A 16,343-nucleotide genomic window follows, 5' to 3' on the forward strand; every position below is an offset into this window, starting at 1 on the left:
CTCATCGCTCCAGGTAAAGATCGGACTCGGCGTCGACGTCACGGAGGCTCCACAGAGTGGGCCAGGCCTCGGTGAGGTCGGTATCGGTGAAGTTGCAGAGGAGAGCCTCGTCGGGGTTGCGAACCTCACTCCGCTTGAATCGCGGCTTGGCCTCGTAGACGAGTTCCGGGTTACCGTCGGCGAGTTCGGTCCATTCGCTGACGAGGTCGTTGAGGTCTTTCTCGACGCCGTCCGCCTCATCCTCGTCAACCACCCGCGCCCGGGCCAGGATCAGGTCTTTCAGCTCCTCGAGTCGGCTCTCGTACTTCCGCACCACTGCCGCCGCCCCATTGAGCCGGAGTTCGGGGTAGATGAGCCGCGCCATTCCCACGAAGACGGCGTGGAGTGCACGGTCACGGGCGCGTGGCGAGAATGGCGTGACGCTCGTGGACTCGACCTGACGGTAGAGCGCCGAGTGATAGGGCACGAAGCTCTCGTAGTGCGAGCGGTCCCGGGATCGGTTCGCGTTGTAGAGCATGACGACCAGACCGGGATGTTGCCGGCCGACGCGGCTGCTCGACTGAATGTACTCGGCCGTCGTCTGGGGCTGCCCCATGATGGCCATCAAACCCAACCGGTCCACGTCCACACCGACGGAAATCATGTTCGTGGCCAGGACCGCGTCGAAGACGGTCTCGTCCGGAAGCATGCGCTCCAGATCCTTGAGCCGCCCGGGGATATCACTGGACTTCACGCGACTGGTCAACTCGGTGAGTTGCTCACGGCGCCGCAGTTCGGTGCCGTGGCGCTCCGCCAGCACTTTGAGCCGATCCTGGACGTCGTCCAGCACCTGAAGCTCGGCGGCGGCCAGGAGCCGGAGGCTGTTGAAATAGCCCACGAGCGTCCAATAGGCATCCCGAACCGAATCCGGGCCGTCGATATGGGCCGCGTGGTGCAGTAGGGCCGCGTACGCGCGTACCAACAGGGTCGCCTGACTGGTGTTGGGTGCGAGCAGCCCCACGTAAAGGCGTGACGCCTTGTCCTCGGCGGGAGTCTCCACCGCGAACCAGGAGTCACGGGCGTCCAACCCCGGGGGAGGGAACTGGGCGACTTCACGGTTGAACAGGCGTCTGCCCTGCTCCTTGGCCCGGCGGATGGTCGCCGTCGAGGCGATCACCTTGGGCTGGTCGGCGGCGACGTCAACGGCCGTCTCATAGAGGCCGGTGAGGCTACCCAGCGGACCCGAGATCAGATGTAGCTCGTCCTGCACGATCAGCTCCGGCGGAGCCGTGCCGTCCCGATCTCTGTTGAAGAGCGCGGCGACATCGGGACGCCAGGCGATCTGGGCGAACTTGTCCACGGTTGCGATGATCAGCGTGGGGCGGACCGCGTAGATCTTCTCATCCACCACGTGGACCGGAAGCTCATGGTGGAACTCGCAGTTCTCGTCGGCGCAGAAGATCCGCATCTTCGAGCCGGCGACGTCCACCTCGTACTCGTCCGGTCCCATGGACGTGCCGCACCAAGGGCAGAAGCGCAGCTGAACCGGGTTCTCCGTGTACAGCTCGCCACCGTCGCGGAGCTTGCGGAGGCTGGCGGCGGCGTCCTTGAGCTTGTTGGGGGTGGCGGCGGCGCCGACCCACATGCCGATGGAGATTGTCTCCCCGCCCAGGTCCTTCGGGATGCGGCGACGGATGATCTCCATGGCGCAGATGAGGGCGGCCGCCCGCTCGAACTGTTGCAGGGTGAGCAGCCGAAGGGTGTACCGCATGATCGCGGTGACCCCGCCACCCGCCTCACGCTTGCGGAGCCTGCGCAGGAAGACGGTGAACGCGATGATGCCCAGGTACGCCTCCGTCTTGCCGCCACCCGTGGGGAACCACAGGAGGTCGGCAACCCGCCGGTCATCGTGATCGGGATCGACGACGCCATCCAGACAGAGCAGCACGAAGGCGATCTGGAACGGACGCCACTTGCCCTCCGCCACCTTGAGCGCGCCCTGTTTCTGCTTCTTGATCCAGCTCGTTCGGGCACGCTGGACGGCCATGGCCTCGTTGGCGTACCGGAAGGCCGTCATGACCTGGGGCTCACGCCGAAGCGTCTCGATTCCAGAGGTCATTCGGTCGCAGGCCAGTTCGCACTGGCGGATCTGCTTTCTGGCCGCCTCGGCATAGTCCGGGTTGCCCAGCAGCCTCGACTCTTCCGCGCGTTCCGCGATCCAGGCGCGATAGCCATTCACCAGTCCGCGAAGCGCGGAAAGGATCTCCCCGTCGGGCTTGTGCGCCAGATCGATCATGCGGAGCGCCGAGTCATCGATCTCCGGATTGGAGTCGGTGAGCAGCGCTTCCTTCATCGGGACGAACTCGGTCCACAGCGCGGCCACCGCGGCGGGAGCACTGGTGAGCAGCGCCTCGTCGCGGGGGGCCGGAGACGCCCAGTCCCAGTCGACCGCGCAGCCATGGCCGACGGCGAAGTTGGGGGCGAACCGGTAGAGCAGGCGGTTGGTTTTGATTTCCGCCTCATCGGCGCCGATGGGAACGGGACGCTCCACGAATGGCTTCGCGCCATCCACACCCGTGACGCGAATCTGCGGTTGGAACAGGCAATAGGCGTCCCGGATCCCGAACTTTTCGACCTCGTACACGTTGAGCAGCGCCACAGTGACGGCAACCGACCCGTTCTGTGGCCGGCGCACGCGTACCCGAAGTTCGACACCCGGCACGAGAATTTCCTCATGCTGAGCGGGGGTCCGCACATCCACCACATATGAATCCAGCTCCAACTCCCGCCGGCGCCAACGCAGGTCCTGCTCTTCGGTGCTGCGGCGCTCGGCACGCTGGGCCTTCACCGGCCGCCCGGCGCCGTCGATCGGTTCGTAGACGGCAGCTGTCACCTTCACCGTGATGGTGGGAGAGACCTCCGGGTCCACTCCGAAGGTCAATCCCATCGAGGACGGCGCCTGGTCGTTCGCCAGGGAAACTCCCGTGTCGGGGACCTCGTCCTTGACACGGGTCTCCGGGGACAGATCGGCGTCGCGTTCGCCGATTTCCTCGACCAGTTCGGCCTTGTCGCGGCGGCGGGGATAGAGCACTCCGGCGGCATAGGACGTAACCGGGGAATCCTTGAGAACCTCGTCCGCTTCGCCCACCGGACCGACCATGTCGTGGCGAAGACGCTCGACGAGGTCGAACCGGAAGGCATAGTGCTCACTGTGCTTCGACATCGAGTTCCTTCTTGTCCCAGGTGAAGGTGGACAGACCGACCAGTCGCGGTGCGAGCCAGACGCCATGGTGATTAAGCCCGGCGCGGAGGCCCGCGGATTCGTTCCCGGCGACGGTCTCCACCGCGTCGACACGAATCCCGGAGATCACGGACGGGAACGATCGCGGGATGAAGTTCGGCCCCCGTTTGAGGAACTTGTAGAGATCGGCCCGAAATCTCTCGGAGGCCGTGCCAATCGGTCTGCCCCGATGCTTGATCAGGTACGGCGGGCTCTCCGACAGGCCGATCGGATCAGGATGGAGCCGCTCAAGCTCAACCGTGTCGCCGGGGCGTACCGCGGTCGCCAAATAGTGTTGGACGTCCGCTGCGTCGGCGTCGAAGTCGACCGTGCCGGCGGGGTATTCGGTGAAGACGTCGCCGCCCAGCAGTTCGAGGCCGTCGCGCCGCCAGTGCTGGTAGAAGTAGCGTGCCCACCGGTCAGTGCCGTCATCGACACGGATGTTGCCCATGTCCATCGGCGCGACGCGGTACAGCTCATCCCGCGGCCTCGTCATGGCCACATAGAGCAGCCGGGCTTCCTCGGCGGCGTCCTTCTCGACCTTCTTCCGCTTGTTGGCGGTCACACTCCGCAGCGGGCCGGGGTCCACGACCAATACCCGGTCGAACTCCAACCCTTTCGCGCGGTGGAAGGAGGAGACCACCAGCTTCGCGGGTGGTTGGGCGGTGAGTTCATCAGGCAACCGACCGGCGGCCAGCCAGGAGCGAAGTCGGGCCAGATCCAGCAGCCGATCGGAGCCACGCCCGGAGCCGGCTCGCCGCAGCAACCGCCACAGGGAGTCGGCGTCGGATCCCTCCGGCAGCGGCACATCGGCGGTCAGCTCGTCGAACCTCTTCCGATTCAGTGTCGAAGCATCGCATCGAGCCAGGAGAAGGGCGAGCCAGGCGGGGACGACACGGTCACGCGCCGAGCGCTGGAGCCGATGCGGGACGCCAACCGCGTGCAGCCGTTCCGAGACGACCAGCGCCTGCCCGTTGGTCCGGCAGAGGATGGCGGTGGTGCCGCCAAAGCTGCGGAGAGCGTCGGCGGCCAGTTCGTCGAACCCGCCGAAGTCCATGACGCCGGTGAGGACGTCGCGCAGCTCTCGGTAGCTCGCCTCGCCGGCATCGCCGGCGGCTTCGGACAGAGCCCGAAGCCGTGGGCCGTAACCGAGCGCGATCCTGGCATCGTCCATCCGGGCGCGGAAGTTCTCGGTGAGGTTGAGCTCGGTCAGTTCCTCCCCGAAGGTGCCGCGAAGCCATTCGAAGAAGCGGTTGGTCTCGCCCCTGCGCTCGGCCGCGTTCCTGACGGTGAAGCCGTAGATCGACTGGGCCGGGTCGCCCACCATAGTGAGTCCGCAGTCGTAGCGATCCAGCAGCGCCTCCACCAGATCCCGTCGTGCTCCGACCAGGTCTTGGACCTCGTCGATGACGACATGACGGAGGTCATGCTCATAGAGTTCGTCGGCCAGCCCCTCGTCGATCGCCTTACGCGCGCCCTCCACGCGGGCGTCGAAGGACTTGTCGAGCCAGTTCTCTCCGGCGTCCACCTGCAGGAGCAGGTTGAGCGCCCAGGAGTCGAAGGTCTGCGCTCGTACGTGCCGTGCGGCTTCACCATGGCGAGCGAGGCGATTCCCCAACTCGCGTACGGCCGCGCGGGAGAAGGTGAGCACCAGGATCTCTCCGGCGCTCACGTCCTCCTCGGCGACCAGCCGGTCGAGCCGACGAACGAGAGTGTGCGTCTTGCCCGCGCCCGCTCCGGCGGTCACCAGGGTCCGGGCGTTGGCGGGCTGCTCGACCACGATCCGCTGCTCGGCGGTGAGCGCCGGAACCCCGCTGTACGCCCCGCTCACTCATTGCTCCAGAGATAGTCGAACTGGGTGAAGGCCAGCCGGCGGTCATAGTTGATGATGTTGTCGGCCACGTCGAGGATCAGGCAGGTTTCCTTGCCGCCGTTCTTCGGCCCGCGCAGGCCACGCCCGATCATCTGCTGATAGACGTTGGGGCTGTAAGTGGGGCGGGCCACGATGACCACTTCGGTGGCCGGAGCGTCGAAGCCCTGGGCCAGCACGGCGTAGTTGGCGAGCACGCGAATCTGCTTGCGTCGAAACTTCTCGATCAGCGTGCGTCGGTCGGCGTCCGGGGTGGCGGAGTCGATGGCCGCGGACTTGATGCCCAGGTCGTTGAGCTGAGCGGCCATGAGTTTCGCATGGTTGACGGACGTGGCGAACAGCAGGACCGGGCTGTCTTCCGGCAACGCCTTGATCTCGCGGATGAGCATCTGGTTGCGCTCGATGTCGCGCCCCAGCTTCTCCTCAACCGCGGGGGGCAGTCTCGCGCCGTCGAAGGGCGCCGCCTCGCGCAGGTCCTGCTCGGAGAGCGTGAGCGTCATGCCCTCGAGCTGCCGGTGGTCCACCCGAGCCAGGACACCGAGATCCTGCAGCTCGGCGTAGGGATCCCCACTCCCGAAGATGCCGTCGTCAAGACGGTTTCCTCCATAGCGTTCCACCAGCCGATGGGTCTCGTTTTCGTTGAAGCCCCGGAACGGCGTCGCCGTCAGACCGAGCAGAGGACGGGACGTCTCTCGGAACGTCAGACCCAAGGACGTGAGAATGCGGGTGTACTGCCGGGTGATCGAGGCATGCGCCTCGTCCACGATCACGAGCGCGGGATCGCGGAGCCAGGCGTACTCGGGCGCGTCGAGGCAGACACTGAGCTTCGCGTCGGTGGCGACGACCAACTGCGCCGTGTCCGTGCTGGGGGCCGCCTCACGGGTCGACCAGAGCCGATTGATGACGAGCTCCTCGGACGGCCCGACCTTGGACCAGACGAAGGACCAGCTCTGGACCGCCTGCTCGCACAGCTCATTGCTCTGCGCGATCCAGAGCACCGGCCGCCCGCCCAAACCGCGTTCCTTGATCACCCGAATGACGGCTTCCGCCGCCACCCGGGTCTTACCGGCACCGGTCGGCAGGCAGAGCATGGCACGCGGTGCGTCGTATTTGGTCAACAACTCCACGGCCTTCTGCGCCAGCCTCTCCTGATAGTCATGGAGTCTCGGGAAGGCGGTGGGGCCGGGGATTCTCTCCAGCGGCGGCAGCGTTTCTCCCTTGCTTCCCGCGTACTCGCCGGGGAAGCCGAGGTCATTGACGATGCGCATGGATGTGCCGTCGCCGCGGAAGTTGGCGGCGAGCTGGGGGAACCTGGCCTCGATATCTTTGCGGTAGGTCCGCAGAACCTCGGTTCCATAGGCGTTGTGCGCCAGTTCGGCAATGCGCTGCTCGCTGCGGACGGCACCCTCTCCGGCTCCGTCACTTTCCAGCAGGCCCTCGGGAAGTCCATTCTTCAAGGGCTCTGCTCCCACGAGCAGCACCAGCTTCTCGGTCAGGCTCTCTGTCTGCCGGACCAATCGGACACGCTCGTTGTTACGCTCCAGCTCACGCCGGTCGAGAACACTCTTGCAGTTCGCGGAACCGAGAGACAGTTTGAGGACGCGGTCGACCGCGTTGAGTACCTGCAGGTCGTCCGCGGGCATCCGGACGAGAACCAGGTGTTCCTGCGGCAGGGCGGCCGCGGAGATGGACTGGGTGCGCATGCCATTGGGAGTCCGGATGACTTCTTCCAGTTCGTCGCACCTGAGCGCCGACCACCCCTCGACCTGTGGGCGTCGAATCGTCTTCAGATACGGAAACTCCTCCAGGAGCAGTACGGCATCTGCCTCCGCGGCATGGCGGATCTCCTTCTGGATCGCGTCCGACGGCGCGAGCATGTTCCACGCCTCCCGCATCGTCTCGGCGAGAGAGTCGGTCGGAACCAGCAGAGCCGGCACTCTCTCTCGCACGAGAGCCTCGTATTCGGAGCGAACCGCGGTCACCGCGATGTCCTTGTCCTCGACATCGCTGCGCCACTCGTCACCGACCCGACACCGGGTCGTGGCGCCCTCCGGAAAGTCAACCTCGACTTCGAACATCAAGGCATAGACCTTGCCCGGGAAGGTGTCGTCGGTGGATGAGGAGGCTTCTTCAACCAGTTCCGCCCACAGCGTCTCCTTGAGCTCGTCCAGGGAGTGGGGCAGTTTCAACATGGAGACGACACTGAGGGACACGTCGGCGACCGGGAGCACGTCCCTGTGGTTACTCAGCTCGGGGCTGACACAGCGCGCGATGGTCCTCAATCCTCTTGAGGTCTGAAGATAGCCATACTTGCGCGCGAGCCACCGCACCGGCGAGGCGATTGTCCTGCGACTCGCCACACCCTTGTTGCCGGGCTGCATGACCCAGTTGGCCACGGCCCCGCCCGCCGGAAGAGCCTTGAGGAAAGCCGCACGACCCTCGGGTGAGAGGGATGTGAAAAGGTGCAGCGGCCCGGCCGGGTTCGTTCCTTCGAATTGCATCTTGGCGAGGGTGGGCCGGGCCTCCTGCGCCGGAAGCTTGCCCACGTACTGCTTCCAGTAATACTCCTTGTAGCCCTCGAACCACTCCTCCCCTTCGGGATTCGCGCTGCTGACGGGGACCTCCAGCAGGCCGAGGCTGGGGAGAAACGCGCGATCCTCCCGGTGGAAGGTCATATCCACCGCGACCTGCTTGTCGCGGGAACCGTCACCGGGGACCACGCGACCGGGGAGCAGACAATCCCTGATCCGTCGGAAGTCGCCCTTCAGGGTCTTGACCTTGAGTTCCTTCGCGGTGTTGATACCGCGGCCGTCGAACGCGGCGCGGACGCCGCCGGGGCCGGCCAGGCGTGCCAGATCCCAGAACGCGACCCAGTCACGATCGTTGTATCCGGCGAACCCACGCTCCACGACGGAGGCGAATCGACCGACATGATCCGCCTCGTGGATGCCGAGCATGTCCAGCGCCCGGGCGATGACCTCGTTCCCGGAGTAGACGCGTTCGTCCACGTAGAGCGTGTTGTCGGCAAGCCCGTCCATGGCGGATCGGCGGAAGATCTGCGTGGAGGGAGCGACCAGGCCGAGCGACTCGGTAAGCACGATCCTGGCCCGTAGGGCATCCCCGGCCTGCGCGTGCATGTGCCGCTTCATATCCGCGGCGATGAGCACGGCCCGTGCCGAAGCTTCCGGAGAGCCATCGGAGACGAGGGCCTCCAGCCACTCCTTGACCGTCGCGGCCGGAATCTTTGCTTCGGTGAGGATTCGGTTGGCGCTGTCCCGTCGGTGCCTGTTTTTGGCGGCCTCCACCGAGTGATGGACCCAATTCACCGGCCTCCCGGCGTGTTCACCCCACCACTGCAGCCACTCCGGCTGCAGCCCATCCGGGTGCAGACGTACCTCTGCCGGCGAGCCGAAGTTTCCGTTCTGATCGGGGAAAATGGGGCTCCTGGCGGCAATGACCCAGATCTTCTCCACGAGCGCCTTGGCCGCCCACTGCGGTTCCTCGCTACCACGGGCCGGAACGGAGTCCAAGTACGCCGAGGGATCCTCGGGGCGCGCGAGCAGCGGGAAGGACTTCACCACGAGCTCCGCCACCTTATCGAGCAGCTCAGTGTTGAACTGATTGCCCGCGTACAGGTTCTGCCGGTCCTCGCTTGTCTTCCATGGTGCGTTGATGATGCCGCGGAGCGTCGTCGAATAGTTCGTCGGGAAGTAGGCCCAGAACTGCCCCCGCCCACGCGTACGCCGCCCTTCCACCCTGGGGACCGCCCATGCGATGTCGATTTCGGGGCGGTCGTGGAGCTCGCCGGCCTCCTCCAGAGCCTTGACAGATGGGGAGTACGCGCGGGTGAAGACTCGCCATTCTTCGGTTGTTTCACGCTCGTCCGTGCCGGCGACGGACAGGACCTCCTGCAGGGTGCGCTGATCACCGTCCGCCTGCTGGAAGATCTGCCGCTTGGAGACCTGTCCGGACAGCCGCTTCTCAAGGGTCACCGTTCCGACATGCGGGGAGAACAGCGAAAACTCTGCGGGGAACTCGTCGAGGTCCCTCGCCAGTCGTGGGATGGCGGTGGGCTTCAATGGCAGCCGTACGACCGTCGTGGCCCAGGAGAGCAGCTCCTTGAGGACTGGGTCGATCGCGATCGCCCGATCTCGGTCCAGCGGGCGGGCGATGCGGAGCACTGGCGTCTCCGTCGCCCCGGGCTGGACCCGCCTGATCTCCAGCCCGGCCCACTCCCGATCGAATCCGAAGCTGCTGTCGTCCTCCCTGCTGAAGAACTCGGGCACGTCCGTAACGCTCAGTACGGACTTCACCCCGACGCCGAACCGCCCGATCTGACCGCCGCGCTTACGGGAAACTCCCATGCGCAGAATGGTGTCCGCCCCCTGCGGGGTCATAGCGGTTCCCTGGTTCGCGCAATACAGATGGGTGTTGGTGAGCACCACGGCGATCTCACCACCGGCGTCATTCCTCAGCTCGTCGGCGCCGTTCTGAACGAGCTCGTAGATCTGCCGGTCGCCGTAGCCGCCTTCTTTGATCCGGCGCTCCCCGTTCGCGTGTTCCAGCACCAGGCCGAGATCGATTTTGTAGGTCTCGAGCACGCGTGCGGTCTGACGGAGAATGACCTCTAGGACGGAGGACTCTTCGCTGCTCACGGCAGTTGTCTCCCAGCGACGGAATGCCAATTGGAGGAAGTGGTGCACGGGCACTGAACCAACTCGGCACACCGGATAAGGCCACGGCGGTGCGTTCCGCCATCCTTGTCGGGGCATGCGCGAATACGGCTTGATGCCGTCAAACGATAGGGGTATTCGGAGGAAACGCAGAGACACTTCGCCCTTTGGGAGGGCCGTCTATTGGCTCGCCCTCGGAGAGGGTTGAATAGTGGCATGGGAAACGTCTGTTGCGCAAGGGTCAGTAAAATCCGGTCATTTCCCACGAAACCTCGCAGTCCCACGAAACCTCGCAGACGGATTGAGTTGGCTCTTCTCCCCGCTGCGACCGTCGGCGGTGTCCGCAGATGGTCATGATGACACCATAGGGCCAACGCACGTGGGGTGGCGTCAAGTTTCGTTTGACGCTAGCCTTTGGTGTCAAACGAACCCCGCCTCACCCTGGAGAAACCTCGTGATGATGCAGGACGGTGATGGCATCACCCACGACCCGGAGGCCTTCGGGGCGTGGCTGGGCCGTCAACTGCGCCGCAAGGGCATGAGCCAATCGGACCTGGCCAATGCCCTGGACGTGACCCGTGCCGCCGTCTCGGCCTGGATCACTGGTCGTGCGACCCCGCGGATCGACAAGATCCAGGTTATCGAGGAGATCCTCGGTCTGGCCGCCGGCGCCTCCGCCACCCGGGACGAAACCCCCGAGTCCAGCCAGTACGTTGGCTGGCATTACCGCTTGGCACACTCCGACGGCGGCCGGGAACTGGGGAACGCGGCGGCCTTCGCCTTTGACTCCTCCCTCGCCATCGCCGCGCGGGAAGCGACGCAGAACAGCCTGGACGAACGCTGGGACAGGACACGCCCGGTTCGAGTGCGCTTCACCCTGCATGAAATCACCGGCGAACGCCTGCGCCGCCTGCAGGAGGCCGTCCGCTGGGATGACCTCGTGCCCCACATAGAGGCGGCCTGCGATCCGAAGCAGAAGGTGGGCCGCATGCAGGCCGACGGGCTTCGCGAGCTCAGGGAGACCGGCAAACTGCTCCTGCTTCGTATCGACGACTACAACGCCAACGGTCTGACCGGCCCGGAGTATGACGATGGGCGCTTCGCCGCGGTGATCCGTAGGCAGTTGGACAGCCACAAACGGGGGACCGCGGGCGGCTCGTTCGGCCTCGGCAAGGCCACCATTTGGGGGGCGAGCCGCTTCGGCCTGGTGATCGTGAACAGCACGCTCTCCGAGCCTTTCGAGAACCTGCGCGAGCGCCGTACGATCGGTCGCATCGACATGCCGTGGCATGAGTTGAACGGCGTTCAGTACGCGGGACCGGCCTGGCTCGGCAACGCCGATCCCGTGCGGGAGTCCGCCGCCCGATCCTGGTGGGCGGGTGAGCGCACGCTTGAGGAGCTGTATCTCACCCGGGGCAGCCTCGACCCCGGCACCAGCTTCCTGATCGTCGGCGCACATGACCCTTCCGGCGAAGCGACCACGCTCGAAGACATGCACACGGTTCTCGTGCGTGGCCTGGCCTCGGACTTCTGGGCCTCCATGATCGCGGGTCGCGGCCGGGCACCCATGTTGGAAGCCTCGGTGGAGGCGCTGTGCGATGGCCAGGTGGTCGTGGCCGAAGAACGGGTGGACCCGTACCGCTACGAGCCCGCGCGGGCGCGTGCCGTACGGGCGTTCCTCGACCGGACCACGGTGTCGCAGCTCACGAAGGCCGATGACGTCGCCGAGTTGTCCATACCGATGAACGTGCCCCCGCGTAAGGCGGAGACGGGCACCCGTACGGTCGAGCATCACGCGGTGTTGCTGGTGACACCCGCCGCCGAGGCCGACCAGAAGCCCAATCGCCTGGTCGCGATGCGCGGCACCAGGATGACCGTGCTGGACCGGCCGGTCACGGGGGTGCCCATCGGATCGCCACAATTCCAGGCCGTGCTGCTCGCCGGCACCGCTACGGAAGCCGGCCTGCCGGCCGACGAGGCCGCCGAGGCTTTCCTCCGGGCGGCCGAGCCGCCCGAGCACAACGATTGGAAGCCCACCGAAGACTTGACCTCGACCTATGCCCGGGGCGCCACCACCAGACTCAAGGAGTTCCGCAAAACCATGCTCGGCATGGTCCGAAGCGCCGTCAAACCCGACGAGCCCGCGCAAACGGGAGGCGTGCCGACCGCTCTGCGGGAGTTGACGAATCTCGACCCCATGCCGTTGCCGCGGGCCAAGGGCTATCCCACCGTCAAGAGCGCCACCGGGGAGGTCGACGAGCACGGCGCATGGCGGATCAGGGTCGAAATCAAACTGCCGGAACGGGAAGATCCATGGGTGCTGCGCCCGCTGCTCCGCTTCGGCACCCGTTCCGGTCCCAAACCCGAAGCTCGCTGGGCGGAACTCTCCGCCGAGTCGAACTGCGAAGTGAGCGGAGACATGTTGCTCTGTACTGCCGGGGAACGTTCGGCCGTCTTCATGGGCGTGAGTGACGTGACCAGCCACCCCGTCGCCGGTCGAATGGCGATAGCCGAGGTGGACCTCGCCCAGGCCAAGGACGGCAGCCGATGAAACAGATCATGCCGTACCCGATCTTGGCGGGCGAGGTCACCATGACCGTTCGTCAGGTCAGGCTGGACGACGTGGCATTGCCGTACGGGACGATCTCCGAATCGGACCGCACCATTGCGCTGGATCTCCTCGATCGCGAGGACTGGAATGTTGTACGGCTGACCCTCCAGGTAATCGCGCCGCGGCACGAACTGGGCTCCGGCCCGTGGTACAGCCTGGCCTTTCTGGCCACAGTCTCGGAGAGGCGCACCAACGCGCATTCGGCCGTGAAGCTCATGATGGGGCAGCCCGGGGAGTGGAGTGGGGAAGTCGAACTCCTTCGTGACGACCACTTCGGTCGGGTCACGGTTTCCGGCCATCTCGTGGCCACGGTACAGGACGTACCCGGCCGTGTGATCGCGACCGTGGCGCAGCCGTGGGCCGTGAATCTCCGGGAGCGGGAGACGGCGCGGCGGGAGGCCGTTCAGACACGTTGGGTCGACTTCTCCACCGATCCGAACCTGGCCTGGTGCAAGACCGACCCCTGGACCGTGACCACCACCGCCGAGACGGCCACACTCCACCTGAACAGCGGCTTCGACGGACTGCGTGCCGTGCTCGAAAGCCCCAAGGCGGCGGAGCGGCCCATACGCGAGGCCTTGGCCGCGCAGATCGCCGTGGACATGTGGACCGTGCTCTTCAACGAGGCGGCGCATCATGTCGATGGTGGAGAATGGCCGGAGGGATGGCGCGGTCAGGTACTCCGCCGCATGCTGCCCGACCTTTTCCCGCACCATTCGCCGGACGACGCGCTGCGGGAGATCGTCAATCAGGGCGTGGGCCGCATCCAGACACGCGTGTTGCACGCCGCGGTCAAACAGGCGCGAATGCCCCGGAGCCTGGGCGGTTTTGTTCGATCACTGCAGAAGATCGCGCCGGAGGACGAATGAACACGACATTGGGCCTGCTGCCCGACGAAGCCGCCGGGCGGTTTCTCAACGCGGGCGTGCTCGAAAACAGCGAGCCGCTGCCGTTCGCGGCGATCGAGCAGATGTCGGAGCCGGCACGTTGGGAGGCGGAGCCGGTTCGGCAGCTCTTCGACGAGGCGATGAAGCGATTTCTTCCGGCCGAGCGGACTTCGGCCGACGCCTGGCTGGCGCCGGTCCTCCACGCGACATTGCGATTGACGCGTCGTGAGGCTTCGGACTCCCGCATCTGGAACTTCTTGGCCCTACGGTTGGCGCCCGACTACGTATTTTGGCGGCACCTGAGCCGGGGAAACCCGCCAACGGTGTCCCGTACCCGGTTCTCCGGCCCTTTCCATTCACAGGCGTTCGCCAGACTGTGGTGGGCGGCCGAGTTGTTCCGCGATGGATCGGATTACGAACCGGTCGTGGTCGCCTGCAACAACCAGGACGTGTTGAACACGGTGTTGAGACTCGACGTGGTCCTTCACCGGCCAACCGCCCAGGCGATCATTCGACTGCTCAGTGCCGACGTCGTAAGGACCGGGCGGCAGGTCAATGCACTGGCGCAGGCGGTGAACGCCGCCGGTAGCACGCTTTCCTATGAAGCACTCGCCCCGGACACGCCCAGGGATATGGACGCCCACCACGACTGGATCGAGGAGTTGGAAGGTGTGCTGGTCCCCTACGACTCATTGCCCGCCGGCCCTTCGGACGGTCGGGCGCGGTCGGCCTCCGTGGACGCCCTGACCGGGCTCTTCCGGCAACTCTTCGCCGAAATCCCGAGCGCAAATGAACAACCGGATTAGCTCGGGCGCGCGGTCCGGCGGCAGCGAAATTACCTCATCTCAGTACACCCGGATCAAGGAGGAACAGCATGGGCGGACAGTTCACCAGCCTCGAAGTGGGCGCGGGGGTCGGTGGACAGGCGCTTGGCCTGGAGCGGGCGGGGTTCGATCCGGTAATCCTGATCGACAACGATCCGCACACCTGCCGAACGCTGCGTGCAAACCGGCCGAGTTGGCACGTTCTGGAAATGGATTTCAAGACGTTCGTCGGGGCCGATTACGGGATCTCGACGGTCGATCTCCTGTCAGGCGGGGTTCCCTCCACCCCCTATTCCATCGCGGGTAAGCAGGAAGGCAGCGCAGACGAACGGGATTTGCTGGCCGCCGCGGTTTATCTTGCGATAGAGCTGCAGCCGCGTGCGATCCTGCTGGAGACGACCCCGTCGCTGCTGTCGACGAAGTTCGCGCGGGTTCGGGCGGAAGTCGAGGCCGAGCTGGAGCACCTGAAATACCAGTGGGACTGGAAGATCCTCGATGCCCAGCACTTCGGCGTTCCGCAGATCAGGCGCAGCTGCTTGCTGGTCGCCATACGATCGGACACGTTCGGGCACTTCACCTGGCCACTCGCGACTCATGCGACCGGCGCCCCCGTCGGAGAGGTGCTTCGCGAGTCGATGGCGAGCAAGGGCTGGCCCGATGCGGACGCATGGGCCCGTCTGGCCGACCGCGTGGCCCCGACGATCGTGGGCGGATCGAAGATTCACGGCGGCGCCGATCTCGGTCCCACCCGAACCAAGCGCCAGTGGGCGGAACTGGCCGTCAACGCGCACAGCCTCGGGAACGACGTCCCCGAGGCGGATTTCATCCTCGACCCGCAACGCGGCAGGGACGGGATCCCCAAGCTGACCATCGAGCAGGTGATGACCCTCCAGGCTTTGCCGCGGAACTGGGTCGTGAGCGGAGGCAAGACCGCGCGTTACAAGCAGGTCGCGCAGGCGTTCCCACCCCCGCTCGCCGAAGCGGTGGGCCGTCAAATCGCGGCGGCACTGGCTCGGTGACCTCGGTAAGGTAACGTCATGACCGCCCCCACCACCAGCCCCATCAACATCGTTGACCTCTTCGCGGGGTGTGGGGGTATGACCCAGGGATTTCACGCGTTCCAGTCCGGAGCGTTCCGCACCGTTGGCGCGGTCGAGTGGGACATCGCCGCAGCCTCCACCTACGCGGCGAACTTCGCCGCGGAGGCGGGCGGGACGGATCACATCTACGCCGGTGACATCGCCGGGTGGGATCCCGGGATCGTGGGTTCCGATGTGGACGTCATCCTCGGCGGCCCGCCCTGCCAGGGCTTTTCCGGACTCGGCAAGGAGGACCCGAACGACCCCCGCAACAAGCTCTGGCAGGAGTACGTTCGGGTCGTTCTCGCTCTCCGGCCCAAGATCTTCGTTATCGAGAATGTGGACCGCTTCCTCCGGTCACGCGAGTACGAACTACTCAAGGCATCCACCGAAACGGGCGGCCAACTACGGGACTACGTGTTTGAGACGAGACTTCTCAACGCGGCCGACTACGGTGTCCCGCAAACCCGCAGACGGGTGATCGTCCTTGCCACCCGTCGCGACGTGGTGGACTCGCATCCGTCGGGCAAGCCTCTACAGTTCCCCCGCCCGACCCACAGAAAGCCGGACAAAAACGGTGACGGGGACACGCTGTTCGAGACCATCGAGGATTGGGTCCCTTCCAGCGAAGTCTTCAGCGTCACACCGCCGGAAACCCGAACCACCGACCTGCCCGATGGGATGTGCGACCTTCTCGGAAAGGCCCTGCCCGGCATTTTCCGGACTACGGAACTCCACATCGGCCGTAATCCGACAGAACTCTCGCTCAAGCGCTACCGGGAGATCCCGGAGGGCGGCAATCGTCACAATCTCCCTCCGGAGCTGTCCACCCCGAACTGGATCAACCACCGGAACGGGTCCGGTGACGTTATGGGTCGCCTGTGGTGGGGCCGGCCTTCCGTGACGATCCGCACCGAGTTCTACAAGCCCGAAAAGGGCCGCTACCTCCATCCCAAGGCCGACCGTCCCATCACACATCTGGAGGCCGCTCTCCTGCAGGGCTTCCCACCCGACTACAAATGGGTGGGAAGCAAGGTGCAAATCGCCCGTCAGATCGGGAACGCCGTTCCTGTCGGATTGGCCAGGGCGATCGCAGGAGCTTTGTATCGCTATCTTCGGGTTGCCGCTCCGTATTAGAAA

General features: G+C 65.6%; 8 protein-coding genes. 5 read left to right on the forward strand and 3 right to left on the reverse strand.

The genetic code is table 11. The features are described 5' to 3' along the window. Window position 1: 1 nt before the first annotated feature. From AB0I81_RS43580 to AB0I81_RS43590, 3 genes are read right to left on the reverse strand one after another with little or no spacing between them, the layout of a single operon-like run. Window positions 2–3,202, reverse strand: a complete 3,201-nt coding sequence (locus AB0I81_RS43580; RefSeq protein WP_360670468.1) for a helicase-related protein — start codon at window positions 3,200–3,202, stop codon at window positions 2–4. Next, window positions 3,186–5,090 (reverse strand): ATP-dependent helicase, encoded by a 1,905-nt coding sequence (locus AB0I81_RS43585; protein ID WP_360670471.1) that lies wholly within the window; start codon window positions 5,088–5,090, stop codon window positions 3,186–3,188. Before AB0I81_RS43585 ends, AB0I81_RS43580 begins: the two co-directional genes overlap by 17 nt. Then, a complete protein-coding gene (locus AB0I81_RS43590; RefSeq protein WP_360670474.1) occupies window positions 5,087–9,784 on the reverse strand; it encodes a DEAD/DEAH box helicase family protein in 4,698 nt (1,565 codons plus the stop codon). Before AB0I81_RS43590 ends, AB0I81_RS43585 begins: the two co-directional genes overlap by 4 nt. A gap of 475 nt (window positions 9,785–10,259) precedes the next feature. Here AB0I81_RS43590 and AB0I81_RS43595 point away from each other — a divergent pair, with 475 nt between their 5' ends. From AB0I81_RS43595 to AB0I81_RS43615, 5 genes are all read left to right on the forward strand, one after another. After that, window positions 10,260–12,353 carry a helix-turn-helix transcriptional regulator gene (locus AB0I81_RS43595; RefSeq protein ID WP_360670886.1) on the forward strand — a complete coding sequence of 698 codons (2,094 nt, stop codon included), beginning with the start codon at window positions 10,260–10,262 and terminating at the stop codon, window positions 12,351–12,353. After that, on the forward strand, window positions 12,350–13,282 hold the full coding sequence (locus AB0I81_RS43600; RefSeq protein ID WP_360670477.1) for a hypothetical protein: 933 nt from the start codon (window positions 12,350–12,352) through the stop codon (window positions 13,280–13,282). Before AB0I81_RS43595 ends, AB0I81_RS43600 begins: the two co-directional genes overlap by 4 nt. Further along, on the forward strand, window positions 13,279–14,106 hold the full coding sequence (locus AB0I81_RS43605) for a DUF6339 family protein (RefSeq protein WP_360670480.1): 828 nt from the start codon (window positions 13,279–13,281) through the stop codon (window positions 14,104–14,106). Before AB0I81_RS43600 ends, AB0I81_RS43605 begins: the two co-directional genes overlap by 4 nt. Before the next feature lie 68 nt (window positions 14,107–14,174). Beyond that, on the forward strand, window positions 14,175–15,143 hold the full coding sequence (locus AB0I81_RS43610; RefSeq protein ID WP_360670482.1) for a DNA cytosine methyltransferase: 969 nt from the start codon (window positions 14,175–14,177) through the stop codon (window positions 15,141–15,143). 18 nt (window positions 15,144–15,161) lie between these two features. Continuing rightward, entirely contained in the window at window positions 15,162–16,340 is a 1,179-nt protein-coding gene (locus AB0I81_RS43615) for a DNA cytosine methyltransferase (protein WP_360670484.1), read from the forward strand. Window positions 16,341–16,343 lie beyond the last annotated feature (3 nt).

The organism is Nonomuraea sp. NPDC050404 (assembly GCF_040655495.1).
GTDB lineage: Bacteria > Actinomycetota > Actinomycetes > Streptosporangiales > Streptosporangiaceae > Nonomuraea.

Coding starts and splice junctions, on each gene's coding strand:
- AB0I81_RS43580 (WP_360670468.1), bottom strand. CDS start 3,202: ATGTCGAAGCACAGTGAGCACTATGCCTTCCGGTTCGACCTCGTCGAG.
- AB0I81_RS43595 (WP_360670886.1), top strand. CDS start 10,260: ATGATGCAGGACGGTGATGGCATCACCCACGACCCGGAGGCCTTCGGG.
- AB0I81_RS43600 (WP_360670477.1), top strand. CDS start 12,350: ATGAAACAGATCATGCCGTACCCGATCTTGGCGGGCGAGGTCACCATG.
- AB0I81_RS43605 (WP_360670480.1), top strand. CDS start 13,279: ATGAACACGACATTGGGCCTGCTGCCCGACGAAGCCGCCGGGCGGTTT.
- AB0I81_RS43610 (WP_360670482.1), top strand. CDS start 14,175: ATGGGCGGACAGTTCACCAGCCTCGAAGTGGGCGCGGGGGTCGGTGGA.
- AB0I81_RS43615 (WP_360670484.1), top strand. CDS start 15,162: ATGACCGCCCCCACCACCAGCCCCATCAACATCGTTGACCTCTTCGCG.